Consider the following 26,411-nt stretch of genomic DNA (forward strand, 5'->3'; position numbering starts at 1 on the left):
GGCGCGATTTCCCGCAAAGACTTCTGGACAGCCCCGCGGCCAGGCTCTAGACGGATGCCGCGCGGGCGCGGGCCCGGGCCTTCGCCATGGCATCGCGATCAGCCTTGCGCAGGCGTCCCTTGGACGACAGGCGCATCAGCGTGCCCAACGCGACCATCAGGCCGATCACTTCGACCAGCGCGGCCGGTATCCACATGGTCAGGCCGCCGATGGTCTGGTCGGTTTGCGCGGACATCGCAATCGCACGGCCGCACAATTCGAACAAGGGATAGATATCGCTTTCCGTGAAGGCGATGACCGCCCCCGCCACCATCTGCGGCAGCATGGTCAGGATGGGAGAAATGACGCGGCCGCCCGGCGTCATCGCGGCAGGCGGACTGGGGCGGCGGTCCAGGATCAGGTTCCAGTACATGAAGCCGCTGATCACCACGGACCAGTTCATCACGCGGTACAGGCGCCAGTCGAGCATGGAATAGAACTGCACCGACGGAATCAGCCAGACCAGCACCAGGAACACGAACAGGGTCGGCACGAAAATCTTGTGGGTCAGCACCGTGACGGTGGCGCGGCCCGCGCCCGTGCGCAGGAAATCACGCAACCGCAGGCGCCAGGACATCGGCAGCCCTGCCCGCATGACCTGTCCGGGAAACGCCGCCATGACCAGCAACGGCCCCAGGTGGTGCAACACCAGGTGCTGGATGCGGTGGATGAAGAACATGCGCTCGGCGTAGTAGTCCAGGCGAGTGTGCATGGACAGGTACAGCAGCACCATGCCCGCCCAGAACAGCACGCGCCGTGCAGCCGAGACGTGGTGGACGCGTTGACCGCGCACGAACAGCACGATGGCCACCAGGAAGGAGGCCACCAGCGTGGGAGAGAACTCCCAGGGTATGAGCCATTCGAGACTGTCCATGCGTGTCATCCGGAAATTGCCGGCGGGGGGAGCCGCCTGGGCCTAAAACGCGCAACCGGGTCGATTGTAGTAGACCCGGGCGGCCCCCGTCCGGCTCAGAAGCGGTGCGAAATCCCCGTGCCAAAACGCGACGTGTGGGAATGGCCCGGATCGAACTGGTTATCCAGGGTGTAGTTGGACGTGTAGCCGGCGAACGCATAGAGCGTGGTGCGCGGCGACAGGTCGTAGGTGTATCCCAGCGTCACCAGCTGCGCGTTGCGCGCCTTCGCGCCGTCGTCCCATTTCCAGTCGGGGTTGGCCAGCGACCACTGCACCACCACGGCGCCATGCCCGACCGGCACGCTGGCGCCCAGCAGCCAGGCGTTGACCGTGCCGCCGCGCGCGAACGCCGCCGGCCCCAGGTTCTGGCCCAGGTTGTCGGGATCGCCGCCGTCCAGGCCGACATAGCCATTGCGCTGGCGCGACCAGGCCAGCGATACCTTGACGACCTCGAAGTCGTAGGACGCGCCCAGCTGCACGGCCTGGGGCCGCCCGCTGTTGCCGGCCGGCGGTTCGGCCAGGCGCATCTGGTCCCAGGTCGCAACCGCCAGAAGCGGACCGTCCTCGTACTTCAGGCCCAGGCTGATCGCCCGGTTGTTGGCGGCGGTCTGGAAGCGGTCGCGGCCGTCGGCGTCGAACGAATAGCCGATGCCCGCCTGGAAACCCTGCCAGGTCGGCGTGTAGTAATTGACCAGGTTGCTGAACTGGTAGTTGTCGGACGCCTTGAAGGTGGCGCCCATGCCCATTTCCTTCCAGGAAGCGAGTTCCAGCGCATTGCCGTAGGTCTTGCCGACGGTGTACTGGCGGCCCAGGCGCAGATCGCCATAGGCCTCGTGTGCCAGCCCGACCCAGGCGCCATAGTTGAACAGGCGGTCGTCGTCGGCGCGCTTGCCGCTGGATGGGTCGAAGCCGCTTTCCAGCTGGAAGCGCGTGCTCCAGCCGTCGCCCAGGTCTTCGCTGCCGCGCAGGCCCCAGAGGGAATCGGTCAGTCCGCCATTGAGCAGGCCGCTGTGGCTGCCCTGGCCCGACGTGTGCGTGGTGGCGATGCCCGCATCGACCACGCCATACAGCTGTACGCCGGGGCCATCGCCCCCCGCGTACGCCATCAAGGGAAACCCTGCCGCGCCCGCCATCAGCGTCTTGGCAACAGTCGTGATTTTCATAGCTATCTCCTGAGTGCGCGGCGGGCGCCCTGCCCGCCGCCAGGTGGTTCGGTTTGACTATTGCCAGCCGTAGCGGCGGACCCAGATGCCCTTGAGCAGTTGCGTCAGGACGCAGTAGCTCAACAGGATCCCTGCCAGCCACGGGAAGTAGGACCAGGGCAGCGCCTGCAGCTGAAAGTACCCCGCCAGCGGCGAGAACGGCAGGAACAGCCCCAGCCCGACGACCATGGCCGTCATGGCCATCAGGGGCCAGGCGGCACGGCTTTGCAGGAACGGGATCTTGCGTGTGCGGATCATATGCACGATGAGCGTCTGCGACAACAGTCCTTCGACGAACCAGCCCGACTGGAACAACGTCTGGTGCTCAGGCGCATTGGCCTGGAAGACGTACCACATGAGTGCGTACGTGGCGATGTCGAAAATGGAACTGATGGGGCCGAAGAACACCATGAAACGGCCCAGGCCGGCCGGGTCCCATTGCTGCGGCTTTTTCAGGAGCTCTTCGTCGACATTGTCGAACGGAATCGCCGTCTGGGATATGTCGTACATCAAATTCTGCAGCAGCAGGTGGATCGGCAGCATCGGCAGGAACGGCAGGAAGGCGCTGGCCACCAGCACCGAGAAGACATTGCCGAAATTCGAGCTGGCGGTCATCTTCAGGTACTTGAGCATGTTGCAGAAGGTCTTGCGGCCTTCGATCACGCCATCCTCCAGCACCATCAGGCTTTTTTCCAGCAGGATGATGTCGGCGGCTTCCTTCGAAATATCGACCGCCGAGTCCACCGAGATGCCCACGTCGGCAGCCCGCAGGGCCGGCGCGTCGTTGATGCCGTCGCCCATGAAGCCCACGGTATTGCCCTGGGTCCGCAGCATATGGACGATGCGCTCCTTGTGCGCCGGGGTCAGGCGGGCGAAGACGTTGGCCTCGCGCACGGCCAGGGCCAGCTGGGTATCGTCCATGGCCTCGATCTGGTCGCCCAGGTAGACCTTGCGAACTTCGAACCCCACTTCGCGGCACACTTTCTGCGTCACCAGTTCGACGTCGCCGGTCAGCACCTTCACTTCGATGCCGGAATCGCGCAGCGCGGCCAGCGCCGGACCCGTGGATTCCTTGGGGGGATCCAGGAAGGCGATATAGCCCACCAGCACCAGGTCGGATTCATCGGCCACGCCATAGGCTTGCTGCGTGGGCGGCAGTTCGCGCACGCCCACCGCAATGACCCGCAACCCGTCGCGGTTCAGGTCGGCAGTGACCCGGCGAATGTCCGCGCGCCGCGCGTCCGTCAGCAGGTGCACGTCGTTGCCCACGCGCAAGCGGGTGCAGACCGACAGCATTTCCTCCAGCGCGCCCTTGCAGATCAGCTCGTGGTGTTCGCGGCCGTTTTCGGTTTCGCTGACCACCACCGACATGCGGCGGCGCGAGAAATCGAACGGAATCTCGTCGATCTTGCGATAGCGCGCGGCCAGGTCCAGCTTGCGCTCGACCTCGGCATGGCGCAGCACGGCGACATCCAGCAGATTCTTCAGGCCGGTCTGGTAGTAGCTGTTCAGGTAGGCATAGGCCAGCACGTCGTCGCTGGTGGCGCCATACACATCGGTGTGGCGCTCGAGCACGATGCGGTCCTGCGTCAGCGTGCCGGTCTTGTCGGTGCACAGCACGTTCATGGCGCCCAGGTTCTGGATGGCATCCAGCCGCTTGACCACCACCTTGCGCCGCGACATCCGTACCGCCCCCTTGGCCAGGGTGGCCGTGACGATCATGGGCAGCATTTCCGGGGTCAGGCCCACGGCGATCGCCAGCGCGAACAGCAGCGCTTCCAGCCAGTCTCCCTTGGTGAAGCCGTTGATCAGCAGCACGATCGGCGCCATCACCAGCATGAAGCGGATCAGCACCCAGCTCACGCGGTTGATGCCCTGCTGGAACTGCGTGGGCAGGCGCGAGGTCTGCGTCACGCGGCCCGCCAACTGGCCAAAATAGGTGCCGGCGCCAGTCGCCACCACCAGGGCGCTGCCGGACCCGCTGACGACATTGGTGCCCATGAAGGCCATGTTCTCGAGTTCGAGCGCGTTGGCGGTGTCGACACGCTGCACGGCGTACTTTTCGACCGGCAGCGATTCACCGGTCAAGGCCGCCTGCGCGATGAACAGGTCCTTGGCGCCCAGGATGCGGCAGTCGGCCGGGATCATGTCGCCCGCGGACAGCAGCACCACGTCGCCTGGCACCAGTTCGGCCAGCGGCACTTCGATCTGGCGCGAACCGGATGCGTGCAGCGTGGCGCCGAAAAAGCGCCGGGCATCGCCCTCGGCCATGCCGGCCGCGTCGCTGCGCAACACGGTGGCCGTGTTCTGCACCATCGCCTTCAGGGTTTCGGCAGCGCGATTCGAGCGCCGTTCCTGCACAAAGCGCAGCAACGTCGAGATCACCACCATCGAGCCGATGATGATGACGCCCTTCCAGGACTGGTCATCGGGTTCGGCCATGTAGACGTCGGTGACCCAGGAGAGGCTGGCCAGGCCCGTCAGGAGCAGGTTGAAGGGATTGCGGAAGGATTGCCACAGGTGGGCATACCAGGTCAGCGGCTTTTCGTGATCGACCTCGTTGGCGCCGTAGCGCGCCCGGGCCTCGTCGGCCTGGACTTCCGACAGGCCGCCCCGGCCACTGCGAAACAGGGAAAAAAGCGCATCGAAGTCCATGCGGGACACATCCAGCATGCGGCGGTTGGCACGACGCGACGCGTCGGAGGCGGTAGCGGCCACCGCCTGGCCGGTGCCTTCAAGCATGGGGGAACGCCGGAAGTGGCGCCCCGACCGCCGCAGCCCGGCGGCGGAAGAGAAAAAGGTCTTGAGGAATTTAAACATCGGAGTGCTCGTGTTCTTGGTGTTGTTCTGGGAGACACGGACGACAGGCAGCCGGGCCGGATCGCAGGCAGCACGGGGCCACGACCTGTGCAAGACAGGCCGAATCCGCCACGTACAGGCGTGCGCAGGCACCGGGGCGATGTTGCCGGTGTCCGGATCGCGTCGATGGGCGCGCCGGGAGTGCGTGAAGCGGAACGGGAAACTAGCGGAAGAACCGGGGCCGGCGGAACGGGCGCGCGCGGGGCGGGCCTGGCCGGAGGTTCAGGGCTGCGGATTCCGTACGGACCGGGAGACTATCCGGCCAGTCGGCTCGCAAGGAGAGGACAGGTCAGACAGGCAAGCGGGCGCCACGCACGTGGCGCAATCGAGGCTCGGGGTCTATGGCACTGGGCATGGTCTCTCCTGGGTGAATAGGGGCGGATTCAGGCCGCCAGCGGTTGGGCGCCGAAATGCACGTGGCGCACGGCGGGGTTGGCGCTCAGGCGACGGGCCTGCGACATCAGCTCGCCGCGCAGTTCGGGCGGGCAATTGACGGTGATGCAGGCCGAGGCCATGCCGGGGTCGGTGCCCTGGTCGATCTGCACCTGCGAAACGTCGAGTCCGGCGGCGCTGAAATCCAGGCAGATCTGCTTGCGCAGGGCGCCCAGCTCGTCGCGCGGACAGATGACCGTCAGGCGCGAGGTGCCGCGGCGGCGGCCCAGGGCGGTGGCACGGTCTACGCCTGCGCGGCGCAGGAACAAGTCGAAGAAACGCATAACGACCTCCATTGCAAAATGGGGAGCGGTATCGTGGATACGCGCGCACACACGCACGGCGCTGGGCGGGCGGGCACGAAAAAGACGTGCGCGAACGCTGGCGCTGCGACTAGCGGCGGTTCTGGCGGATGATGTTGGGGGAGAATCCCGGCAAGCCGTGGGCTTGCGCTGCCGCCCCGGATGCTGCCTGGGGCTTGGGATACAACCGCAACCTGTTCAACAGGCTGCGGCAGACGGAGTTCTGCGTGGACCTGTTAAACAGCGACGTCGATGCAAGATCGACTACTTTCGCCGGAATCGGTATTCACGAAGACTGCTCCTGAGATGGATAACAGCGGAATTTTACGCGGGTTTCCACTGATGGACAAGGTTTAGGGATAGAAAAGGCCCGCTTTGTGTGAAAAAGGACGCAGACCGCTTGCGGCCTGCAATCCCCCCTGCACCAAGACCTTGCGTCAGGCGTAGAAATGCCAGCCCAGGTAGGCCGCGAACAAGGCGTAGAAACCGCCCACCGCGGACAGCGCCGGCACGCTCATGACCGAACGGCGGAAACGCAGCCACAAGAGACTGATGGACAGCATGGTGAACAGGCCGGCCGCCAACAGCGGGCCATCCAGCAGCCAGGGCGTCATGAAGATGCCCAGCGCGCTGGGAATGGTGGCCTGGATCATCATGGCGCCGGAAATGTTGGCCAGCGCCAGGCGTTCCTTGCCCTGGCGCACCCAGATCAGCGCATTCATGATCTCGGGCAGTTCGGTGGCGACGGGCGCCAGCAGCAAGGCCGCCACGTGCGGCGACGCGCCCATGGCCACGCCCAGCAATTCGATCTGGTTGACGAACACGTGCGAGGCGCCCGCGATCACGACCAGCGCCAGGATGGTCTGGGTGGCCGCCCAGAACATGGACGGATTGTCATCACGCGGACGCAGCTTGAGCGGCTCCAGGTCTTCGCTGTCGATGGTTTCCTCGTCGTTGCTCAGTTCGCGCTTGATGTACAGGCCGTAGGTGGCCAGGAACAGGATGCCCAGCCAGGGCTTCCAGGCAAAGGCCAACAGGCCCAGCCCGACCTTGAAGACGAAGATGCCCATGAACCAGGCCTGGTCGCGGGCCAGCCGGCGCTGGTCCGCGTTGATACAGTTGGCCTGTGCGGGTTGGCCGCGGCGCGCGCGCCACAGGGCAAAGCCGACGACGGCGTAGGCCAGGGTCGCCAGCACCAGCGGGCCGCCCATGGCGGCGCCGACGCCGATGTCTTTCTGTTCGGGGGTGTCGCCGAAGACCACGGCCATGAAGGTCACGGCGCTTTCGGGCAAGGCGGTGCCAAAGGCTGCCAGCACGGTGCCGGTGGCGGTGGCGCCCAGATGGAAGCGATGTCCGACCCATTCGACGCCATTGACGAAGAATTCGCAGGCGAAATAGATCACTGCCGCGGACAGGAAAAACAGGAAAAGGGTGAGCAACATATAGACGCAGCCGGACGAGCGGAAACCAATTGGCGCGACGCAACGGCTCGCCCGGCTAGGGTGAACGCTACGCGGCCAAAGGTCTCGCCTGGCTGATTCGTGCGCGGGCGGGCCGCGACACGAAGACCGTTAGCGCCATGGAGTTCTGGCAACCGCTACGCGGTACCGAACCACCAAGTCTGTTGACGCTAACTCCTTTGGGGACAAAGGATGGCTACTCCCCAATGACAGAGCCGCGATTGTAGCAGCGCCCGCATGACAGTCCAGTGAATCCGCGCGCCGCGGGCGGGAATGCGGCCGCACTGTCGCATCGGCGGCACGGCGAGTAAAGTAAATGGCATTCCAGCTTCCCGCCGGCGCCCTGCGCCCATTACCCATGAGCCTGCCTCCCGACGACATCGCCCCCTTCGCCGCCCGGCGCCAGCGCCTGATGGACCGGATGCGCGCGGACGGAGGCGGCATCGCCATCCTGGCCACCGCGCCCGAAGCCATCCGCAACCGCGACGCCGAATACCCGTATCGCCACGACAGCGACTTTTTCTACCTGACCGGCTTCACCGAACCCGGCGCCTGGCTGGTGCTGGTGGCCGGCGCCACCGACCGCGCCCTGCTTTTCTGCCGCCCGCGCCACATCGAACATGAAATCTGGGAAGGCCACCGCTTCGGCCCTGAGGCGGCGGCCGAGCATTTCGGGTTCGACGACGCCCAGCCGCTGGACGCCCTGGACGAACTGATGCCCAAGCTGCTGCTGGACCAGCCGACGCTGTATGCGCCGCTGGCCGGTGACAAGCGCACCGACGGCCGCCTGCACCGCTGGCTGGCCGCTGCACGCGAGGCCAGCCGCGGCGGCCACACGCCGCCGCAGCGGCAACAGGACATCCGCCCCATCCTGGCCGAGATGCGGCTGATCAAGGACCCCTCGGAAATCGCCGCGATGCGCCGGGCGGCCAAGATTTCGGCCGGCGCCCACGCCCGCGCCATGCGCGTGGCGCGAACCGGCATGCGCGAATACGAACTGGAAGCGGAACTGCTGTATGAATTTCGCCGCCACGGCGCGCAGGCGGTGGCCTACAACAGCATCGTGGCCGCGGGCGCCAATGCGTGCGTGCTGCACTACCCTGCCGGCGAAGCCGTCCTGCGCGATGGCGACCTGGTGCTGATCGACGCCGGCTGCGAGGTCGACAGCTACGCCAGCGACATCACCCGCACCTTTCCCGTGAACGGCCGCTACAGCGGACCGCAGCGCGCGCTGTACGACCTGACCGTGGCCGCACAAGAGGCCGCGGCGCAGGCCACCGCGCCCGGGCGCGGCTGGAACGACGGTCACGAGGCCGCGGTGCGCGTGCTGGCGCAGGGCATGCTGGACCTGAAACTGCTCAAGGGCTCGCTGGATGGCGTGATCGAATCGGGGGACTACAGCCGCTTCTACATGCACCGCACCGGCCACTGGCTGGGCCTGGACGTGCACGACGTGGGCGACTACCGCGAGCCGGGCGCCGGACATGGCGCCGACCGCCCCTGGCGCACGCTGCAGGCCGGCATGATGCTGACGATCGAGCCGGGCATCTATGTGCGCCCGGCCGACGACGTGCCCGAGGCCTACTGGAATATCGGCATCCGCACCGAGGACGATGCGCTGGTGACGGACGAAGGCTGCGAGCTGATCACGCGCGGCGTGCCGGTGCAGGCCAGCGAGATCGAGGCGCTGATGCGCGAATAGGGCCGGCCGGGATCGCGACGGCAGAACGTCAGAGCGTCAGGCCATCCAGCCAGCCCATGGCCACCCACACGTACACCACCACCATGGCGATGGCGAACATGGACACCGTCGCCCCGATCAGGCAGGCCAGGATCGCCACCAGCACCGGGCCCCAGCCCGTCTTGCTGGACGGCGGCAGGCCCGGATTGTAGAGACGGTCGAATTTCTCGTCGGGCATCAGCGAGAACACCGCGCTTTCGATGAAGCCGTCGATCATGGGGATGAACAGCACGAAGAAGGCGGGGTTGTCCCACCAGACCGGGTAGTAGCGGAACGCACAGAACAGGCTGACCAGCGCCACGGCCGTCACCAGCCAGGCGTGGCGGCGGCCCAGGTACCACCAGTGCGCCCCCAGCCAGCCGAACAGGCAGGCCAAGAGGCCGACGGCGACCTTGCCGCGCGGACGGCGGGCGATGGCGGCGGAAATCGAAGAAGAAGCCTCGAGCTGCGTCATGTCGTTCAACCGGTAGAAAGGTCCCTGGCGCCAAGCCGCGCCGGCTGCCCCGGATTGTAGTGGACGGGTAAAATCCGGGCATGACTATCTCCGCCTTCGATATTGCGATTCTTGGCGCCGGCCCGGTGGGCCGGGTGCTGGCGCTGATGCTGGCACGCGTGGCGCCGGACCCGGCCCGCATCGCGCTGCTGGCCGGCGCATCGCCGGCACCGGTCACGCCCGACGCCGCCATCCCCGCGGCCGATCCCCGCGTGCTGGCCATGAACCACGGCAGCCGGGTGCTGCTGGAATCCCTGAACGCCTGGCCCGCGAAGGCGGCGGACATCCTCAATATTCATGTGTCGCAGCGCGGCCGCCTGGGCCGCAGCGTCATCCAGCACACCGATTTCGACGTGCCCCAACTGGGCTGCGTGGTCGCGTATTCGGCGCTGCACGCCAGGCTGGAAGAACGCGTGGCCGCCAGCGGCGTGACGCTGCTGTCCGGCCCCCCGGCCCAGATCGACGGCCAGGACGGCGACGGCGTGCGCATCAGCCAGGGCGACACTGCGCTCAGTTGCCGCATCGCCGTGCAGTCCGACGGCGCCGGTGCCAGCGACCTGCGGCGCGACTACGGCCAGCACGCCCTGCTCACCACCGCCCACGCCACCCTGCCGCGCCGCGGCTGGGCATGGGAACGCTTTACCGCCGAGGGCCCGCTGGCGCTGCTGCCGCACCCGCAACTTCCCGACGCCTATTCCGTGGTCTGGTGCAGCGCGCCCGAACGCGCTGCCGAACTCGCTGCGCTGGACAACGCCGCGTTCTCGCAGGCGCTGTCCGCCGCTTTCGGCGACCGCCTGGGACGCCTGTCGTGCCACGCGCCGCGCCACGTCTTTCCCCTGGCGCTCAGCGCCCGTCGCGCGCTGGTACAAGGCCGCGTGGCGGCCATCGGCAATGCGGCGCAGACGCTGCACCCCGTGGCCGGCCAGGGTCTGAACCTGGGGCTGCGCGACGCCGCACGGCTGGCCCAGGCGCTGGGCGGCTGGCTGGCCCAGCCGAACGCCAGCCCCACCGCCGCGCTGGCCGATTTCGGCCGCGCACGCCAGTTCGACCGCGTGGTGACGGCCGGCCTGACCGACCTGATGCCGCGCATCTTCGCCACCGGCCTGGCGCCGGTCGAGCACGCCTGTGGCCTGGCCCTGCTGGGGCTGGACCTGGCCGCGCCCCTGCGGGCGCCGCTGGCGCAACATCTGCTGACGGGTTTCCGCGCCTGATCGCCCCTGTTTTTCGTCCACTTGTTACCAAGCTGTTGCAGGACGAAAAAGAGGGTTCGATCGAGCCGGTTAAAATGTGAGCATGCGCATAGGCCCGTGGACCCTTCCCAACAACGTTCTTGTCGCGCCCATGGCGGGCGTGACGGACCGTCCTTTCCGACAGCTCTGCAAGAAATTGGGGGCGGGTTATGCCGTCTCGGAAATGGCCGCCAGCAACCCCAAGCTGTGGGATAGCGTCAAGACCTCGCGCCGCCTGAACCACGACGGCGAGATCGCCCCGGTGTCGGTGCAGATCGCCGGCGCCGACCCGGCCATGATGGCCGAGGCGGCGGTGTTCAACGCCAACAAGGGCGCGCGCATCATTGACATCAACATGGGTTGCCCGGTGAAAAAGGTCTGCAACGTGGCTTCGGGCTCGGCCCTGCTGCGCCACGAAGACCTGATCGCCCGCATCCTGGACGCCGTGGTCGAGGCCTGCGCGCCGCTGGGCGTGCCGGTCACCCTGAAGACCCGCACCGGCTGGGACCGCGACAGCCGCAATGCCCTGCGCGTGGCCCGGATGGCCGAAAACGCCGGCATCGCCGCCCTGACACTGCACGGACGAACGCGCGCCGACCTCTATACGGGAGAGGCGGAATATGACACTATCCGCGCCGTCCGCGCCGAGCTGAAGATTCCGTTGATCGCAAACGGCGACATCGACTCGCCGGAAAAAGCCAAACGCGTCCTGGATTACACTGGCGCCGACGCGGTCATGATCGGCCGGGCGGCCCAGGGCCGTCCCTGGATCTTCCGCGAAGTCGACCACTACCTGCGCACGGGCGAAACACTGGCCCCTCCCAGCTATGGGGAAATGCGCGAACTGCTGCTCGAACATCTCGACGACCACTACCGCTTCTATGGCGAACACACCGGCGTACGCACGGCGCGCAAGCACATAGGATGGTATCTGGACGGCCTGCCGGATGCGGACTCGTTCCGCGACCGCATGAACCTCATCGACAACACCCGCGACCAGTGGCGGGCGGTGTCGGACTGGTTTCTCACTATTTCTCGCGACGGCAACAACCCGGCGCCTGTCGCGAAAGCCCTGCTGGCGGCATAACCGCCTCAACACCAACATAAAAATATCTGTACTCAAATGAGCAAGAAAGATGTCCTGGAAGAATGCGTGCGCGCCAGCCTGGAGCGCTATTTCGAAGACTTGGGTGAATCCGAGCCCCACGATATGTGGGACATGGTGATGCGCTGCGTGGAGCGCCCGGTGCTTGAAGTGGCGTTGGAACGGTCGGGCGGCAACCAGTCGCGGGCATCCGAAATGCTGGGCATCACGCGCAACACCCTGCGCAAGAAGCTGCTGGCTCATAACATCCAGGTATAGCGTTGCCTTGAGGCCGGGCCCGCCGGCCCGTCCCTTCCCCGTTTTTCCATCCCGACCTGAAGCGAGAAAGGCGTACGCGCCCCACTCCCGTCCCTCACCATGAAAATCGAAACCGCCCTGCTTTCGGTGTCCGACAAGACCGGCATCGTTGAATTTGCCCGCGCGCTGGCCGCGCGTGGCGTGCGCCTGCTGTCGACCGGCGGCACCGCCAAGCTGCTGGCCGAGTCCGGCCTGACCGTCACCGAAGTGGCCGCCCACACCGGCTCGCCCGAGATCCTGGACGGCCGCGTCAAGACGCTGCACCCGAAGATTCACGGCGGCCTCCTGGCTCGCCGCGACAGCGCCGAGCACATGGACACCATCAAGGCGGCGGGCATCGATCGCATCGACATGCTGGTGGTCAACCTGTATCCGTTCCGTGAAACGGTCGCCAAGCCTGACTGCACGTTCGCCGACGCGGTCGAGAACATCGACATCGGCGGCCCGGCGATGCTGCGCGCCGCCGCCAAGAACCACGGCACCGAAGCCGGTGGCGTGACGGTCGTGATCGACCCGGTCGACTACTCGCGCGTGCTGTCCGAAATGGACAACGGCGGCGCTACCTCGTACGGCCTGCGCCTGGCGCTGGCCGCCAAGGTCTACGCCCACACCGCGGCCTATGACGGCGCCATCGCCGCCTACCTGACCAGCCTGACCGAAGCCGAGCCCGCGCAGGACGCCGTGCCGGCCCGCCAGGAATGGCCGGGCACGCTGACCCTGCAGGTCAAGCAGGAACAGGCGCTGCGCTATGGCGAGAACCCCCACCAGACCGCCGCGTTCTACGTCGACGCGCAGCGTTCGGCCGGCCTCCTGGGCAACTACCGCCAGCTGCAAGGCAAGGAACTCTCGTACAACAACATCGCCGATGCCGATGCCGCCTGGGAATGCGCGCGCAGCTTCGAAGCGCCCGCCTGCGTCATCGTCAAGCACGCCAACCCCTGCGGCGTAGCCGTGGCGGCCAACACGCTGGGCGCGTACCAGCAGGCGTTCAAGACCGACCCGACGTCGGCCTTCGGCGGCATCATCGCCTTCAACCGTCCGGTGGACGCCGCCACGGCCGAAGCCGTCAGCGCGCAGTTCCTGGAAGTGCTGCTGGCGCCGGCCTATGACGGCGCCGCGCTGGCCATCCTGGCCGCCAAGAAGAACGTGCGCGTGCTGGAAGTGCCGATGGGCACGGGCCAGAACGCCTTCGACGTCAAGCGCGTGGGCGGCGGCTGGCTGGTGCAAAGCCCGGACGCCTACAACGTGCCGCGCGAAGCGCTGAAGGTCGTGTCCAAGCGCCAGCCCACCGAACAGGAAATGAGCGACCTGGCGTTCGCCTGGAAGGTCGCCAAGTACGTCAAGTCCAACGCCATCGTGTTCGTCGGCGGCGGCATGACCCTGGGCGTGGGCGCCGGCCAGATGAGCCGCATCGACTCGGCCCGCATCGCGTCGATCAAGGCGGAAAACGCCGGCCTGACCCTGAAGGGCTCGGCCGTGGCGTCGGACGCGTTCTTCCCGTTCCGCGACGGCCTGGACGTGGTGGTGGCGGCAGGCGCGACCTGCGTGATCCAGCCCGGCGGCAGCATGCGTGACGATGAAGTCATCGCCGCGGCCGACGAGCACGGCATCGCCATGGTGCTGACCGGCACCCGCCACTTCCGCCACTGATGCGCGTCCTCGGCATCGATCCCGGCCTGCGCCGCACCGGCTTCGGTGTGATCGATGCCGACGGCTCGCGGCTGCGCTATGTGGCCAGCGGGACCATCGTGGTCCCGCCGGCGCTGACGCTGTCCGAACGCCTGAAGGTCATCCTGGACAACCTGCGCCAGGTGGCCCGCGACACGCAACCGGACGTGGCCGCGCTGGAAATCGTCTTCCTGAACACCAACCCCGCCTCGACCCTGCTGCTGGGCCAGGCCCGCGGCGCGGCGCTATGCGCGCTGGCCGACAGCTCGCTGGCGGTGCACGAATACACCGCATTGCAGATCAAGAAGGCGGTGGTGGGCACCGGGCGCGCGGCCAAGGAACAGGTGCAGATGATGGTGCAGCACCTGCTGGCGCTGGACGGCACCCCCGCCCCCGACTCGGCCGATGCGCTGGCCTGCGCCATCTGCCACGCCCACGTGGGTCCGCTGCAGGACAAGCTCGAACGCCTGGGCACCAGCCTGCGCATGAGCGGCAAGACGCGCATCCGCAACGGCCGCCTGATTGGCTGAGCCCCCCCGGCGCCCACGCGCCGTACGGACCCGTATAGAATCCCGGCATTCGCCGCGGCTTTCGCGGCCCCCTCTTCTGCCAGGCCATCGCCCCATGATCGGACGCATTACCGGAACCCTGATCGAAAAACTGCCGCCCACCGTCTGTGTGGACGTCAACGGTCTGGGCTATGACATCGACGTGCCCATGAGCACGCTGTACTCGCTGCCGGAAACCGGCGCGCGCGTCACGCTGTACACGCACCTGACGGTGCGCGAAGACGCCCACATCCTCTACGGCTTCGCCACGGCCGGCGAACGCAGCGCCTTCCGCGAGCTGATCAAGGTCAGCGGCATCGGCGCGCGCACGGCGTTGTCGGTGCTGTCGGGCCTGTCGGTGGCCGACCTGGCCCAGGCTATTACCTTGCAGGAATCGGGCCGCCTGACCCGCGTGCCGGGCATCGGCAAGAAAACCGCCGAACGCCTGCTGCTGGAAATGCGCGGCAAGCTGGGCGCGGACATCGGCGCCGCCTCGCACGCTACGCCGGACAATCAGTCCGACATCCTGAACGCGCTGTTGGCGCTGGGCTATTCCGAGAAAGAATCGCTGGCCGCCCTGAAGACGCTGCCCGAAGGCGTGGGCGTGTCGGACGGTATCAAGCAGGCCTTGAAGTCGCTGGTGCGCTGAACGGCGTCAAGCGGACCGGTCGCGCCGCCCGCTAGCGCACGGGCGCCAGGTAACCCGGCGCCACCGCTTCCAGGCCGGTGGGCACCACGTTCAGTTCAGGGGCGATCGGCCCCAGGCAGATATTGTCGCGGCGCAGGGAATCCAGGTTGTCGCGCGACATCAGCGGCCTGCCGGGCAGGCATTCGAACAGCATCGCCTGCAAGCGCCCCACGCCCATCGGCACGCCGATCACCGGGCGCGGATGGCCGCCCCAGGCCGCACACAGGCGGGCGATCTCGCCCATGGTGTAGACCTGCGGGCCGCCCAGTTCGTAGGCTTTGCCGCAGGTGTGCGAATCGCCCAGCGCGGTGACCATGGCCGACACCACGTCGCCCACGTACACCGGCTGCATGCGCGCCTGCGCACCGGCCAGCGGCAGCACCGGCAGCCAGCGCGCCAGCCGCGCGAACATATTGGTGAAATTGTCGTCGGGTCCGAACACCACGGACGGGCGGAATATCGTCCAGCCGCCCTCGCGCCAGTCGGCCAGTTCTTTCTGGATGGCGGCTTCGCCGTCGCCCTTGGAGCGCTGATACATGCTGGCGCCGGCGGAATCGGCGCCCAGGGCGCTGACATGCAACAGGCGGCGCACGCCCTGGCGGCGGCAAGCCCGTGCGATGCGTTGGGGCAGGAGCACGTGCGCCTGGGCGAAATCCGACCTGTACGGACGGCCGGATTTGCCGTGCAGAATGCCCACCAGGTTCACCACCGCGTCACAGCCGCGCGCCAGGTCATCGAGCGCGGCATCGTCGTGCACGTCGCGGTCAAGCAAGGTGACGGTCGGTAGAAGCTGGAGGTCTCGCCCCTGGCCGTAGCGGCGGGTGGGCACCAGGATCTGGTGCTGCGCGCCGGACAGCCGGGCGATGAGGTGACGGCCGATGAAGCCGGTGCCGCCGATGACAAGGATACGCATGGAGCAGCCCCTGTTCTTCAGGATTCAAGCCCGATTCTGCCCTGCACGGGCGTTGGCCGCAAGCACGCAGGCGGCCGTGCCGGGGCGATTCGGCGCCCCGGCGCCGCGGGCAGGCTCAGCCCGCCAGCAACTTGCCGTAGGCCGGAAGGTCGACGTTGCCGCCGCTGATGATGACGCCGACGCGCGCCCCGCGCACCGGCACGACGTTCTGCAACACGGCCGCGGCCGCCAGGCAGCCCGTGGGTTCGACCACCATCTTCATGCGCTCGGCGAAGAATTTCATGGTGGTCACCAACTGGTCGTCCGTGACGGTCACGATATCGCGCACGTACTTCTGGATGAGGGGGAAGGTCAGGTGGCCCAGGTGGGTGGTCGCGGCGCCGTCGGCCAGCGTCTTGGGCGCCGGAATTCGGACGATTTCACCTTTGCGCAGCGATTGCTGGCCATCGTTGCCGGCTTCGGGCTCGACGCCGTAGACCAGGCAGCGCGGGCTGAGCGCGAATGCCGACAGGGCCGAGCCGGACAGCAGGCCGCCCCCGCCCAGGCAGACGAACAGGTAGTCCAGTTCGCCGACTTCCTCGAACAGTTCCTTCGCGGCCGTGCCCTGGCCGGCGATGACGTCCTCGTGGTCGTAGGGCGGGATCAGCGTGGCGCCGGTCTCGGTCTGGATGCGGCGGGCGATGTCTTCGCGGTCTTCGGTGTAGCGGTCGTAGGTGACGATATGGCCGCCGTAGCCTTCGGTGGCGGCGCGCTTGGCCGCGGGGGCGTCCAGCGGCATGATGATGGTGGCCTTGACGCCCTGCAGCTTGGAAGCCAGCGCAATCGCCTGCGCGTGGTTGCCCGACGAGAACGTGACCACGCCAGCGGCGCGCTGTTCCGGCGTCAGGCGCGCGATCGCGTTGAAGCCGCCTCGGAACTTGAACGCCCCCATGCGCTGGAAATTCTCGCACTTGAAGAACAGCGAGGCGCCGGCGATGGCGTCGGCCGTGGTCGAAGTGAGCACGGGCGTGCGGTGCGCATTGCCGGCCAGGCGTTCGCTGGCGCGGACGACATCGTCGAAAGAGGGCAGTTCGGGCAGCATGGAAACGGTCCTTTGATCGCGGAGAGAGTCGGAATCGAAACCCTCGGATCATAAACCCGCGGCGGTATTCGCGCCGCCGCCCTGCCTGCCCGCCCGCTTACTTGCCGAACAACTCGCCGCTGCCGCTGGCCGCGCCGGCCGGCGGGGTCAGGCCCAGGTGGCGCCAGGTGGTCAGCGTGGCGGTGCGGCCGCGCGGCGTGCGCTGCAGGTAACCATGCTGGATCAGGTAGGGTTCGATCACGTCTTCGATCGTGTCGCGCTCTTCTCCGATGGCGGCGGCCAGGCTGTCCACGCCGACAGGGCCGCCGTCGAACTTGTGGATGATGGCTTCGAGCAGCTTGCGGTCCATCAGGTCCAGGCCCTGCGGGTCGACTTCGAGCATGGCCAGCGCGCGGCCGGCGACGTCGGCGTCGATGGTTCCGCTGGCCTTGACCTCGGCGTAGTCGCGCACACGGCGAAGCAACCGGTTGGCAATACGCGGCGTGCCGCGGGCGCGGCGCGCGACTTCGGCGGCGCCATCGGGCGTGATGCCCGCGTTGAGCAGGCCGGCGCTGCGGGTCACGATGTGGCCCAGGTCGGTGGCGTTGTAGAACTCGAGCCGCGAGACGATGCCGAAGCGGTCGCGCAGCGGGTTGGTCAGCATGCCGGCGCGCGTGGTGGCGCCGACCAGCGTGAAGGGTTGCAGGTCCAGCTTGACGCTGCGCGCGGCCGGACCTTCGCCGATCAGGATGTCGATCTGGAAATCTTCCAGCGCGGGGTAGAGGATTTCCTCGACCACGGGCGACAGGCGGTGGATCTCGTCGATGAACAGAACGTCGTTCTTTTCCAGGTTGGTCAGGAGCGCGGCCAGGTCGCCGGGGCGTTCCAGCACCGGGCCGGAGGTCTGGCGCAGCTGCACGCCCATTTCATGCGCAATGATGTGAGCGAGCGTGGTCTTGCCCAGGCCCGGCGGGCCGAACAGCAGCACGTGGTCCAGGGCTTCGCCGCGCTTGCGGGCGGCGGCAATGAAGATTTCGAGCTGTTCGCGGGCGCGCTGCTGGCCGACGTACTCTTGCAGCGCCTTGGGCCGCAGGGCGCGCTCGATCGATTCCTCGTTGGGCGACACCGGTTGGGGCGCCACGATGCGGGGAGCGTCGGGTCGGGAAGAGAGCGAATCGGACTGGATGGCCATGGTGCGGAAAAACGGGATGCGAAGCAGGATGCTGCATCGTACCGTAATGGCCGCGCGCGGGACCGGCCTGTCTCGAAAACAGGGCCGTCGCCCGCGGCCGGCCCTAGACCCCTTCGGCCACCGGCAGCTTGACCCGCACGCACAGCCCGCCGGATTCGGCCTGCAGCAGCTCGAGCGAACCGCCGTGGGCGCGGGCGATGGCCTCGGCCAGGGCCAGGCCCAGGCCGACGCTGCCGGTACGGGTACGGGCGTCGTCCAGGCGGCTGAAGGGCCGCAGGGCTTCCAGGCGGCGTTCGGGCACGATGCCGGGGCCATGATCGGACACGTCCAGCACCGCGAACGCGCCCTCGCGCCGCAGGCAGACGTCCACGGGCGGTGCGCCGTGGTTCAGGGCATTGCCGATCAGGTTGTCCAGCAGGCGGCCCAGCGCCACGGCATCGCCCTGCACCACCAGCGCGGCGTCGTCGCCCGTGGTCTTGAGGTGGATGTCGGTGCCGGCGCCCTGCCAGGCGTTGACGCGTTCGGTCAGCCAGTCGGGCAGCACCATCGAGGCGTAGCGGTAGGCCGCGGGGTCGGTACCGCGCACGAAGCCGATGAACTGGTCGACCATGTGCTGCATGTCCTGCAGGTCGGTGCGCAGCCCTTCCTTCAGGGCGGAATCGTCGGCCAGCTCGATGCGCAGCCACATGCGCGACAGCGGCCCCTTCAGGTCGTGCGGCAGGCCGGACAGCAGCGTGCGTCGCACCGAGTCGGACTCGGCCAACGCGTCGAGCATGGCATTGAAACGTTCGCCCAGCACCCGGGTTTCGTGAGGGCCGGAGGGTTCCACCCGCTGCGGCTGGCCGGCGGCCAGGCGGTCGGCGGCGTCGGCCAGGCGGGTGATGGGCCGGGTGATGTGCCAAGAGAAACCCACCGCCAGCAACAGCAACAGGCCCAGCCCGCCCAGCCAGGCGGCGATGAAGGGGGTGGCCACTGGCGGGTCCAGGCGGTCCAGCGGGATGACCAGCCATTCGCGCAGGCGCGGCGCGTCTTCGCTGGCCGGGTTGGGCGCCAGCGAGATGAAGATTTCCGGCGTCGGGCCGCGCGACAGCGCCACCCGGGTGCCGTCGTTCAGGCGTTCGTTCAGCTGCTGCACCAGCGCTCGCAGGTCGCGGCGCACGTCGTCGGGCTCGGGTTTGTAGCGGCGCACGTGTTCTTCGCGTTCACGCTCGCGTTCGCGCTGTTCGTGGCCGTTTTCGACCTCGCGTTCGTCGACGCGCATGTCGGGCGGAGGCGGCGGCCCCTGGAATTGCGTGGACGATGGCGGGGGCGGCGGCGGAGGCGGACGCTGCGACGAATGCGGCGGCGGCCGGCGGCCGTTGAAGCGCTGCAGCTTGGCTTCGGCGGGCAACACCCGGGACCACAGGCGCCACTGGTTCTGCGAGGCGGCGCGCACGAAATCGGCCCGGTCTTCGGCGGGCACCTGCGACACGGCGGCGCGCAGGGTACGGATGGTGGTGGTGATGTAGCCGATGGCCACATCTTCCATGAACTTGTGGCGGAAGTAGGACACCGTGACCAGCGTGGCCGCCTGCGTCAGCAGCACGGACCCGAGGATCAGCAGGATCAGCCGCGCGCGCAGCGACCGCGGCACCAGGAAACCGGGGGACAGGCGCATCAGGGCGAGAACCGGTAGCCGATGCCCCAGACGGTCTGGATCCAGCGGGGTTGCTTGGGATCGTCTTCGATGACGCGGCGCAGGCGCAGGATCGCGATGTCGATGGCGCGGTCGTTGCGCTCGCCGGCATCGTCGTCACGGGCCAGCGCCAGCAGGCGTTCACGCGACAGCGGCTTGCCGGCGTTGCGCACCAGGGCTTCGAGCAGGTTGATTTCGCCGCCGGTGAGCTTGACCACGGTGCCCTCGCGCGACAACTGCCGGGTGGACGGATCGAACAGGAACGGGCCGAACGACACGGGCGCGTCCTTGGTCAGGGCCGACGGGCCGCGCTTGCGCCGCAGCACGGCTTCGATGCGGGCCAGCAGCTCGCGCGGATCGAAGGGCTTGCCGACGTAGTCGTCGGCGCCGGCTTCCAGGCCGATGATGCGGTCGACGGCTTCGTCGCGGGCGGTCAAGAGGATGACGGGGATGTCTTCGCCCTGTTCGCGCAGGCGGCGACAGGCGTCGGCACCATCGCCGCCGGGCAGCATGCGGTCCAGCACCAGCAGGTCAGGGGCATAGCGGGTGATGCGCGACGGCAGGTCGCTGGCGTCGGGCGCCAAAAGGGTGTCGTAGCCGTGGCGGTTCAGGTAGTCGGCCAGCAACTGACGCAGGGCCGGGTCGTCGTCGACGACCAGCAGCTTGGTGTGGTGAGTGTCCATGGTTGCCATAGTGGAGCCGTCCGCGCCCCGGGGCAAGGGGCAAGAAATCATCTGAAATATACCTGTTGCACGATGTTTGCCGGCGTTGGCGCCCACTTGGCGCAGGCATGGCGGACCGGCGGCAACTGGCCCTAAAATGATCGGCACTGCCCGCATTCCCTGGTCCGGTTTACTAAAGATCGTTTACAGCTGCGGCAGCGTCCCCTTTCTACACTGTCGTTATGGTCGCCCCTGCAATCTGGCGCAGACGGCTGTTGCACGCGGCGTTGACGGCAGGCCTGGCCTGCCCGCTCATCCCGGCGTTCGGCGGCCCGTCCGCAGCCTCCTCCCCCCCGGTTCCCGCCTACGTGGCGCGCGGTATCGGCGTGCTCTCGCCGGTGCAGCCGATGCCCGTGCGCCCTGCGCCGTCGATCGAATCCCGGGCGGTGCCGCTGGACCCGACCCCCTGCGACCTGCAATCGGCCGAACCCGCCATGGACACCAGCGTGGTCGGCGCCGCCGACACGGACTTGATACCGGGGACGGGCTCGACGCTGACGGGCGAGGACACGACCGCCGCGCTGGGCTGCACCCCGGCACAGGCCACCGCCGATCCTCCCGAATACACCTTCGACCTGCAAAGCGGGGACATACCCAGCGGCCCCGTCGTCGTGGTGTCCGGCGTTTCGCGCCCCAGCCGTCCCTGGTTCGCCTCGGTCAGCGGACAGGACGGCCTGCGCTACGGCGGCGACCGCAACTGGGTCTACAACAACACCAGCGGCCCGACGGTGGCCGTGGGCAACATCAGCGCCAATGCCCCGGCCTGGGGCAGCAGTGCCCCGGTGGGCGGGCTGCAGATTTCCAATTCGCTCGGCGCGGGCAGCACTCTGCCCGCCGGCGGCTTCGGTTATTCGTCGTCGTTGGGCAAGCTGAACCGCATGGACCCGTCCGCCACGTCCGGCGCGGTGGACTATGGCGCCTCGGTCGGCAGCGGCACCGTGCGCTATGGCTTGACGCCCGTGCTGACGCTTGAGGGCCAGATGCAAAGCGCCCCGTCCCTGACCACCCGCGGCATGGGCACCACCTACGCGGCCGGCGACTACGGCACGTTCCAGGCCGGCGCCACCCAAAGCTCGTACGACGCGTCCAGCGCCTGGCGCTACCGCTTTGGCTACAACGTAGACGTGGCCGATGCTGTCAACCTGGGCTACACCAACGAGCAGATCGGCGCCGGCTACGGCGACCTGTCCAATTATTCGGGCGGCGTGGCCGCGGCGCCGCAGACGCGCAATACGCTGTCGGCCGGCGTGCCCATCACCGGCTGGGGCACGCTCAGCGGCACCTATTCGGGGCTGCACGAAGGCTCGGCGCTGGCCGAACAGCGCGTCGGGCTGTCGCACAGCATGTTCGTGGCGCCCAAGGTCAAGCTGGCCGTCGGCGCCGACCGCGACATCATTTCCGGCAATTACGAGTGGCGCGCCAACCTCAGCATGCCGGTCGATACCTTCATGCGCGGCACCTGGCTCAGCTGGTGACGCGGCCCGCCCGGCGGACGGAAATATCCCCCTCGGACCGGCCATCCGGATTTGCGGCTTAAAATCCCCGCCATGATGCTCACGGCCTATCCCCATGTCTGACGCGCGCGCCCTAGGTGTCCTGCAGCGCGTTTTCGGTTACGAATCCTTCCGCGGCGACCAAGAAGCCATTGTCCAGCAAGTCATCGACGGCGGCGACGCGCTGGTCCTGATGCCCACGGGCGGCGGCAAGTCGCTCTGTTATCAGATTCCGTCCCTGGTGCGCGAAGGCACCGGCATCATCGTGTCGCCGCTGATTGCCCTGATGCAGGACCAGGTCGACGCCCTGACCGAACTGGGCGTGCGCGCCGCGTTCCTGAATTCCACGCAGGAATGGCGGGTGGCGCGCGACGTCGAAGAAGCCTTCGTGGCCGGCGAACTCGACATGCTGTACGTCGCCCCCGAACGGCTCCTGACCGACCGCTGCCTGCAATTGCTCGACCGCGGCAACATCGCGCTGTTCGCCATCGACGAAGCCCACTGCGTATCGCAATGGGGCCACGATTTCCGGCCGGAATACCTGGGCCTGTCGATGCTGCACGAGCGCTGGCCCAACGTGCCGCGCATCGCCCTGACCGCGACCGCCACGGCCGAGACCCGCACCGAGATCGCCCACCGCCTGTCGCTGGACGACGCGCACCACTTCGTTTCCAGCTTCGACCGCCCCAACATCCGCTACCGCATCGTTGAAAAGAACGAAGTGCGCAAGCAGCTGCTGGACATGATCCGCACCGAGCACGAGGGCGAATCCGGCGTGGTGTACGCCCTGTCGCGCGCCCGGGTCGAGGAAACCGCGGAATTCCTGTGCAACCAGGGCATCGACGCCATGCCTTACCACGCGGGGCTCAGCGCCCAGGTGCGGGCGGCCAACCAGTCGCGTTTCCTGCGCGAAGACGGCGTGGTGATGGTCGCCACGATCGCGTTCGGCATGGGCATCGACAAACCCGACGTGCGCTTCGTGGCCCACATCGACCTGCCCAAGTCGGTCGAGGGCTACTACCAGGAAACCGGCCGCGCCGGCCGCGACGGCCTGCCCGCCACGGCCTGGCTGGCCTACGGCCTGCAAGACGTGGTGCAGCAGCGCCGCATGATCGATGAATCCCCCGGCGATGAATCCTACCGCCGCCGCCTGGGCCAGCAGCTGGACGCCATGCTGGGCCTGTGCGAAACGGTGGAATGCCGCCGGGTGCGGCTACTGGCGTATTTCGGCCAGCAGATCACCGCCTGCGGCAACTGCGACGTCTGCCTGGACCCGCCCCAGGCCTGGGACGGCACCGTGGCCGCGCAAAAAGTGCTGTCGGCCGTGTACCGCCTGTGGAAAGAACGCGGCCAGCGCTATGGCGCCGGCCACATCATCGACATCCTGCGCGGCAAGGTCACCGACCGCACCCGCCAGCACGGCCACGAAACGCTGAGCGTGTTCGGCGTGGGCGAAGACCTGAGCGACACCGCCTGGCGCGGCGTGCTGCGCCAATTGCTGGCGCAAGGGCTGCTGACGGTGGACAGCGAAGGGTTCGGCACCTTGGCCCTGACCGAAGGCAGCCGCGCAGTGCTCAAGGGCGAACGCCAGTTGATGCTGCGGCGCGAATCCGAAAAGAAGGCCCGTTCCAGCAAGACCGGCGGCACCCGGGCCAAGGCCGCGGCGGTGGACCTGCCGGCCGAGCTGCAACCGGTGTTCGAGGCGCTGCGCGCCTGGCGCGGCGAAGTGGCCAAGAGCCACGGCGTGCCCGCCTACGTGATCTTCCACGACGCCACGCTGCGGGAAATCGCGCTGGCCCAGCCTGAATCGATGGATGCGCTGAGCCACATCAGCGGCGTGGGCGCGCGCAAGCTGGAAGCCTACGGCGAAGAAATCCTGCAGCGGGTGGCGCGGCCGGTGCTGTAGCGCGTGCGGCGCCCGTCAGGGTGACGGCGGCGGCAGCAGCGGCACGGGCGCACGCTCTTTGCCGAACACCGAGCGGTAGGCCAGGATGTTGAACACCAGCACCACCGGAATGCCCACCACCGCGCCCGCCATCACCAGACGCATCGAGCCGAGCGCGCCGGCGCCGTCCCACAGCGTCATGTCGTCCAGGATCAGGTAGGGGAACAGGCTGTAGGCCAGACCGCTGAGCATCAACAGGAACAGCGCCACGCACAGCACGAACGGCAACCAGCTGAAGCGGTCGGCGCGGCCCGGCAGGCGGGCCAGCAGCATTTCGGCCGCCACGAAGCCGGCCAGCATCAGCACCCAGACCGTGGCCGCCAGGCTCAGATGGGCGATGTTGCTCCATTTATAGAAGATGCCGGCGTTGGCCAGGCCCAGCGTGACGGCGATGGCGACCATGCCGACCGCGGTCCAGCGGATCGCGTGGCGCGCCCAGTTGGCGGCGCGGCGTTGCAGGTCGCCATCGACCCGCATCACCAGCCACGAGGCGCCCAGCAGCACATAGGCCGCCACCGCGCACAGGCCGACGAACATTGCGAACCAGCCATAGCCGGCGTCGGACTGGTAGCCAGTGGCGATGCGCCCCAGCAGCATGCCCTGGCCGAACGCGGTGATCAGCGACCCGGCCCAGAATGCGAAGATCCAGCGCGGCTTGGCCTCGGTGCGGGCGCGGATGCGGAATTCGAACGCCACGCTGCGCAGCACCACGCCCAACACCATGAAGGTGAGCGGCCCGTACAGCTTGCCCAGCACCGCGCCCCAGGCGAATGGAAACGCCGAGGCGAACAGGCCCATGCCCAGCAGCAGCCAGAATTCGTTGGCATCGCGCCAGGGGCTGAGCAGGCTCATCATGCGGCCGCGCTCTTGCTCGGGCGCCAGTTGCAGCAGGATGCCCACGCCCAGGTCGAAGCCGTCCAGCACCATGCCGGCGGCAATGACGACGAACAGCAGGCCCATGAACGCCAGCGGCATCCAGAAGGAAGGATCTTCGGGGCTGAGGCCTTGCGACGCGGCCAGCATGGCGATCATGGCGTGCCTCCGGCGAGTTTGCGCACCGGCACCACGCCGTAGCGCGCGGCGTGGAACAGCATGCCGGCAAAGGCCGCCAGCAGCAGCGCGTAGAGCAGGCCGTAGCCCACCAGGCCGTACAGCACGGTGCTGGAGGACACCGCGCCCAGTACTTCGGACTGCGTGACGGTGCCGTTCACGGCAAAGGGTTGCAGGCCGATGACGGACACCCACCAGCTGGCCACGACGGCGATGCCGCCCGAGAACATCATGCCGCACAGCACCCGCTGCCACCATTGCGGCAGGACGGCCACGTCCAGGCCCCGGCGCCAGGTCCAGAGGAAAGTGATCCAGGACACGGCCAGCATCAGCAGGCCCAGGCCAGCCGCCACCCGCAGCGACCAGAAGGTCAGCGCCACCGGCGGCAGCATGCCGGAATACTTGTCCAGGCCCTGGTAGGTGCCGTCTTCATTGCGGTGCAGCCACATGCCGCCGGCATTGCGCAGGGTCCAGTCGGCCACGTTGGTATGGGCGCGGGCATCCGGCCAGCCGAACAGCACCAGGCGCGGCTCGGTGCCGCTTTCCCAGTAGCCGGCCGCGGCGGCCGCCTTGGCGGGCTGGTATTGAGCCACCATCTGCCCGGCGCCCGTGGCCACCGGCACTTGCAGCACGGCAGCCAGGGCCGCGATGGCCAGGCCGGTCTTGAAGGTGCAGCGTTCGCCGTCGTCCAGCGGGCGGCGCAGCGCTTGCAGCGCGGTCACGCCCATCATCAGGAAGGCCGCCGCCAGCGCCGACCCCACGACCACCACCCCCATGCGCCAGCCGACGGATGGGTTCAGCACCACGGCCACCCAGTCGTAGACCTGGTAGCGGCCGTCGACCAGCACGGCGCCGTCAGGCGTCTGCATCCAGGATTGCAAGGCCAGCACCCAGAACAGCGCGACCAGCTGGCCCACCGCCACCATCAGCACCGCCAGGGTGTGGGCGCCGTCGGACACGCGGCGCTGGCCGAACAGCATGACGCCCAGGAAGCAGGACTTGAGGATGAAGACGGACAGGATGCCGTAGCCCAGCAAGGGGCCGGCGATGTTGCCGATCTTGTCCATCAGGCCCGCCCACAGGCTGCCCAGCTGGATCAGTACCGGCACGCAGGCGGCCAGGGTGAGGACGAAAGACAGGGCGAAGATGCGGACCCAGAAGCGGTAGGCGGCCGTCCAGCCGCCCTGCCCGGACACGCGGGCGCGAATCTTGAAGAACAGCAGAACCCAGGCAAGCGCCAGGGCCACGGCCAGGAACAGCGCCAGGAAGCTCAGGCTGGCCACGAATTGCGCGCGGGCCAAAGATAGGGTGGAAATATCCATGATGGCCCGTAGTGTAGAGCCAGTTACATGACGATGGGGGACAGTTTGAAACCGCTTGCGGCC

The 26,411-nt window shown here is 67.9% G+C and carries 22 protein-coding genes and 1 riboswitch; of the genes, 9 read left to right on the forward strand and 13 right to left on the reverse strand.

The genetic code is table 11. From position 1 onward, the window contains the following. Nucleotides 1-46: 46 nt before the first annotated feature. The 5 genes from HV798_RS21685 to HV798_RS21705 form a co-directional block, all read right to left on the reverse strand. Nucleotides 47-922, reverse strand: coding sequence for a cytochrome c oxidase assembly protein (locus HV798_RS21685; protein WP_175190823.1), 876 nt, complete (start codon nt 920-922; stop codon nt 47-49). A gap of 86 nt (nt 923-1,008) precedes the next feature. Continuing rightward, a complete protein-coding gene (locus HV798_RS21690; RefSeq protein WP_175190822.1) occupies nt 1,009-2,115 on the reverse strand; it encodes a porin in 1,107 nt (368 codons plus the stop codon). Nucleotides 2,116-2,172: 57 nt separating this feature from the next. Next, nucleotides 2,173-4,974, reverse strand: a complete 2,802-nt coding sequence (mgtA, locus tag HV798_RS21695) for a magnesium-translocating P-type ATPase (RefSeq protein WP_175216499.1) — start codon at nt 4,972-4,974, stop codon at nt 2,173-2,175. A 422-nt stretch (nt 4,975-5,396) separates the two neighbouring features. Further along, the gene (locus HV798_RS21700; RefSeq protein ID WP_029953673.1) at nt 5,397-5,729 is read right to left on the reverse strand and encodes a hypothetical protein; all 333 of its coding nucleotides are present in this window, start codon (nt 5,727-5,729) and stop codon (nt 5,397-5,399) included. A gap of 455 nt (nt 5,730-6,184) precedes the next feature. Then, entirely contained in the window at nt 6,185-7,189 is a 1,005-nt protein-coding gene (locus HV798_RS21705; RefSeq protein WP_175190820.1) for a sodium:calcium antiporter, read from the reverse strand. A gap of 79 nt (nt 7,190-7,268) precedes the next feature. Further along, a riboswitch (yybP-ykoY riboswitch) is annotated at nt 7,269-7,431 on the reverse strand. 134 nt (nt 7,432-7,565) lie between these two features. On the opposite strand from HV798_RS21705, the gene HV798_RS21710 reads away from it, so the two are divergent. Continuing rightward, nucleotides 7,566-8,909: an aminopeptidase P N-terminal domain-containing protein gene (locus HV798_RS21710; protein WP_175190819.1), complete on the forward strand. Its 1,344-nt coding sequence runs from the start codon at nt 7,566-7,568 to the stop codon at nt 8,907-8,909. 28 nt (nt 8,910-8,937) lie between these two features. Here HV798_RS21710 and HV798_RS21715 read toward each other — a convergent pair whose 3' ends face one another. Next, a complete protein-coding gene (locus tag HV798_RS21715; RefSeq protein WP_175190818.1) occupies nt 8,938-9,402 on the reverse strand; it encodes a TM2 domain-containing protein in 465 nt (154 codons plus the stop codon). A gap of 80 nt (nt 9,403-9,482) precedes the next feature. Here HV798_RS21715 and HV798_RS21720 point away from each other — a divergent pair, with 80 nt between their 5' ends. The 6 genes from HV798_RS21720 (at nt 9,483) to ruvA (ending at nt 14,937) form a co-directional block, all read left to right on the forward strand. Next, the gene (locus tag HV798_RS21720; RefSeq protein WP_175190817.1) at nt 9,483-10,652 is read left to right on the forward strand and encodes a UbiH/UbiF/VisC/COQ6 family ubiquinone biosynthesis hydroxylase; all 1,170 of its coding nucleotides are present in this window, start codon (nt 9,483-9,485) and stop codon (nt 10,650-10,652) included. 82 nt (nt 10,653-10,734) lie between these two features. Further along, nucleotides 10,735-11,757: a tRNA dihydrouridine synthase DusB gene (gene dusB, locus HV798_RS21725; protein WP_175191109.1), complete on the forward strand. Its 1,023-nt coding sequence runs from the start codon at nt 10,735-10,737 to the stop codon at nt 11,755-11,757. Nucleotides 11,758-11,793: 36 nt separating this feature from the next. Beyond that, complete coding sequence (locus HV798_RS21730; RefSeq protein ID WP_006217670.1) at nt 11,794-12,033, forward strand: helix-turn-helix domain-containing protein; 240 nt, start codon at nt 11,794-11,796, stop codon at nt 12,031-12,033. Between the two features lie 99 nt (nt 12,034-12,132). Further along, complete coding sequence (gene purH / locus HV798_RS21735; RefSeq protein WP_025136821.1) at nt 12,133-13,722, forward strand: bifunctional phosphoribosylaminoimidazolecarboxamide formyltransferase/IMP cyclohydrolase; 1,590 nt, start codon at nt 12,133-12,135, stop codon at nt 13,720-13,722. Further along, the gene (gene ruvC, locus HV798_RS21740) at nt 13,722-14,270 is read left to right on the forward strand and encodes a crossover junction endodeoxyribonuclease RuvC (RefSeq protein WP_175190816.1); all 549 of its coding nucleotides are present in this window, start codon (nt 13,722-13,724) and stop codon (nt 14,268-14,270) included. Before purH ends, ruvC begins: the two co-directional genes overlap by 1 nt. Before the next feature lie 94 nt (nt 14,271-14,364). Continuing rightward, nucleotides 14,365-14,937, forward strand: a complete 573-nt coding sequence (gene ruvA, locus HV798_RS21745; RefSeq protein WP_025136819.1) for a Holliday junction branch migration protein RuvA — start codon at nt 14,365-14,367, stop codon at nt 14,935-14,937. A gap of 31 nt (nt 14,938-14,968) precedes the next feature. Here ruvA and HV798_RS21750 read toward each other — a convergent pair whose 3' ends face one another. The 5 genes from HV798_RS21750 to HV798_RS21770 form a co-directional block, all read right to left on the reverse strand. Next, the gene (locus HV798_RS21750; RefSeq protein WP_175190815.1) at nt 14,969-15,889 is read right to left on the reverse strand and encodes a complex I NDUFA9 subunit family protein; all 921 of its coding nucleotides are present in this window, start codon (nt 15,887-15,889) and stop codon (nt 14,969-14,971) included. A 115-nt stretch (nt 15,890-16,004) separates the two neighbouring features. Beyond that, nucleotides 16,005-16,970: a threo-3-hydroxy-L-aspartate ammonia-lyase gene (locus HV798_RS21755; protein WP_175190814.1), complete on the reverse strand. Its 966-nt coding sequence runs from the start codon at nt 16,968-16,970 to the stop codon at nt 16,005-16,007. A gap of 97 nt (nt 16,971-17,067) precedes the next feature. Next, nucleotides 17,068-18,141, reverse strand: coding sequence for a Holliday junction branch migration DNA helicase RuvB (gene ruvB / locus HV798_RS21760; RefSeq protein ID WP_025136816.1), 1,074 nt, complete (start codon nt 18,139-18,141; stop codon nt 17,068-17,070). 103 nt (nt 18,142-18,244) lie between these two features. After that, nucleotides 18,245-19,798, reverse strand: a complete 1,554-nt coding sequence (locus HV798_RS21765; RefSeq protein WP_175190813.1) for a sensor histidine kinase — start codon at nt 19,796-19,798, stop codon at nt 18,245-18,247. Continuing rightward, nucleotides 19,798-20,499 carry a response regulator gene (locus HV798_RS21770; protein ID WP_025136814.1) on the reverse strand — a complete coding sequence of 234 codons (702 nt, stop codon included), beginning with the start codon at nt 20,497-20,499 and terminating at the stop codon, nt 19,798-19,800. Before HV798_RS21770 ends, HV798_RS21765 begins: the two co-directional genes overlap by 1 nt. 221 nt (nt 20,500-20,720) lie before the next feature. Between HV798_RS21770 and HV798_RS21775 the strand changes: the two genes are divergently transcribed. Both HV798_RS21775 and recQ read left to right on the forward strand, forming a co-directional pair. After that, entirely contained in the window at nt 20,721-22,013 is a 1,293-nt protein-coding gene (locus tag HV798_RS21775) for a fimbrial protein (RefSeq protein ID WP_246289016.1), read from the forward strand. A 94-nt stretch (nt 22,014-22,107) separates the two neighbouring features. Continuing rightward, entirely contained in the window at nt 22,108-23,937 is a 1,830-nt protein-coding gene (gene recQ / locus HV798_RS21780) for a DNA helicase RecQ (protein ID WP_175190812.1), read from the forward strand. A 15-nt stretch (nt 23,938-23,952) separates the two neighbouring features. Here the strand turns inward: recQ and HV798_RS21785 are convergent, their stop codons facing one another. After that, nucleotides 23,953-25,008, reverse strand: a complete 1,056-nt coding sequence (locus tag HV798_RS21785) for a cytochrome d ubiquinol oxidase subunit II (RefSeq protein WP_025136811.1) — start codon at nt 25,006-25,008, stop codon at nt 23,953-23,955. Further along, complete coding sequence (locus HV798_RS21790) at nt 25,005-26,348, reverse strand: cytochrome ubiquinol oxidase subunit I (RefSeq protein ID WP_175190811.1); 1,344 nt, start codon at nt 26,346-26,348, stop codon at nt 25,005-25,007. The genes HV798_RS21785 and HV798_RS21790 overlap by 4 nt, the downstream gene beginning before the upstream one ends. Nucleotides 26,349-26,411 lie beyond the last annotated feature (63 nt).

It is taken from the genome of Achromobacter deleyi, from assembly GCF_902859705.1.
GTDB classification, from domain to species: Bacteria; Pseudomonadota; Gammaproteobacteria; order Burkholderiales; family Burkholderiaceae_B; genus Achromobacter; species Achromobacter deleyi.

Bases quoted from the DNA above. Each gene is read 5' to 3' on its own strand.
- HV798_RS21775 (WP_246289016.1), top strand. From the start codon at position 20,721: ATGGTCGCCCCTGCAATCTGGCGCAGACGGCTGTTGCACGCGGCGTTG.
- purH (WP_025136821.1), top strand. From the start codon at position 12,133: ATGAAAATCGAAACCGCCCTGCTTTCGGTGTCCGACAAGACCGGCATC.
- HV798_RS21785 (WP_025136811.1), bottom strand. From the start codon at position 25,008: ATGATCGCCATGCTGGCCGCGTCGCAAGGCCTCAGCCCCGAAGATCCT.
- mgtA (WP_175216499.1), bottom strand. From the start codon at position 4,974: ATGTTTAAATTCCTCAAGACCTTTTTCTCTTCCGCCGCCGGGCTGCGG.
- HV798_RS21750 (WP_175190815.1), bottom strand. From the start codon at position 15,889: ATGCGTATCCTTGTCATCGGCGGCACCGGCTTCATCGGCCGTCACCTC.
- recQ (WP_175190812.1), top strand. From the start codon at position 22,108: ATGTCTGACGCGCGCGCCCTAGGTGTCCTGCAGCGCGTTTTCGGTTAC.
- ruvB (WP_025136816.1), bottom strand. From the start codon at position 18,141: ATGGCCATCCAGTCCGATTCGCTCTCTTCCCGACCCGACGCTCCCCGC.
- ruvA (WP_025136819.1), top strand. From the start codon at position 14,365: ATGATCGGACGCATTACCGGAACCCTGATCGAAAAACTGCCGCCCACC.
- HV798_RS21765 (WP_175190813.1), bottom strand. From the start codon at position 19,798: ATGCGCCTGTCCCCCGGTTTCCTGGTGCCGCGGTCGCTGCGCGCGCGG.
- HV798_RS21700 (WP_029953673.1), bottom strand. From the start codon at position 5,729: ATGCGTTTCTTCGACTTGTTCCTGCGCCGCGCAGGCGTAGACCGTGCC.
- ruvC (WP_175190816.1), top strand. From the start codon at position 13,722: ATGCGCGTCCTCGGCATCGATCCCGGCCTGCGCCGCACCGGCTTCGGT.
- HV798_RS21720 (WP_175190817.1), top strand. From the start codon at position 9,483: ATGACTATCTCCGCCTTCGATATTGCGATTCTTGGCGCCGGCCCGGTG.
- HV798_RS21790 (WP_175190811.1), bottom strand. From the start codon at position 26,348: ATGGATATTTCCACCCTATCTTTGGCCCGCGCGCAATTCGTGGCCAGC.
- HV798_RS21705 (WP_175190820.1), bottom strand. From the start codon at position 7,189: ATGTTGCTCACCCTTTTCCTGTTTTTCCTGTCCGCGGCAGTGATCTAT.
- dusB (WP_175191109.1), top strand. From the start codon at position 10,735: ATGCGCATAGGCCCGTGGACCCTTCCCAACAACGTTCTTGTCGCGCCC.
- HV798_RS21685 (WP_175190823.1), bottom strand. From the start codon at position 922: ATGACACGCATGGACAGTCTCGAATGGCTCATACCCTGGGAGTTCTCT.
- HV798_RS21710 (WP_175190819.1), top strand. From the start codon at position 7,566: ATGAGCCTGCCTCCCGACGACATCGCCCCCTTCGCCGCCCGGCGCCAG.
- HV798_RS21770 (WP_025136814.1), bottom strand. From the start codon at position 20,499: ATGGACACTCACCACACCAAGCTGCTGGTCGTCGACGACGACCCGGCC.
- HV798_RS21755 (WP_175190814.1), bottom strand. From the start codon at position 16,970: ATGCTGCCCGAACTGCCCTCTTTCGACGATGTCGTCCGCGCCAGCGAA.
- HV798_RS21730 (WP_006217670.1), top strand. From the start codon at position 11,794: ATGAGCAAGAAAGATGTCCTGGAAGAATGCGTGCGCGCCAGCCTGGAG.
- HV798_RS21690 (WP_175190822.1), bottom strand. From the start codon at position 2,115: ATGAAAATCACGACTGTTGCCAAGACGCTGATGGCGGGCGCGGCAGGG.
- HV798_RS21715 (WP_175190818.1), bottom strand. From the start codon at position 9,402: ATGACGCAGCTCGAGGCTTCTTCTTCGATTTCCGCCGCCATCGCCCGC.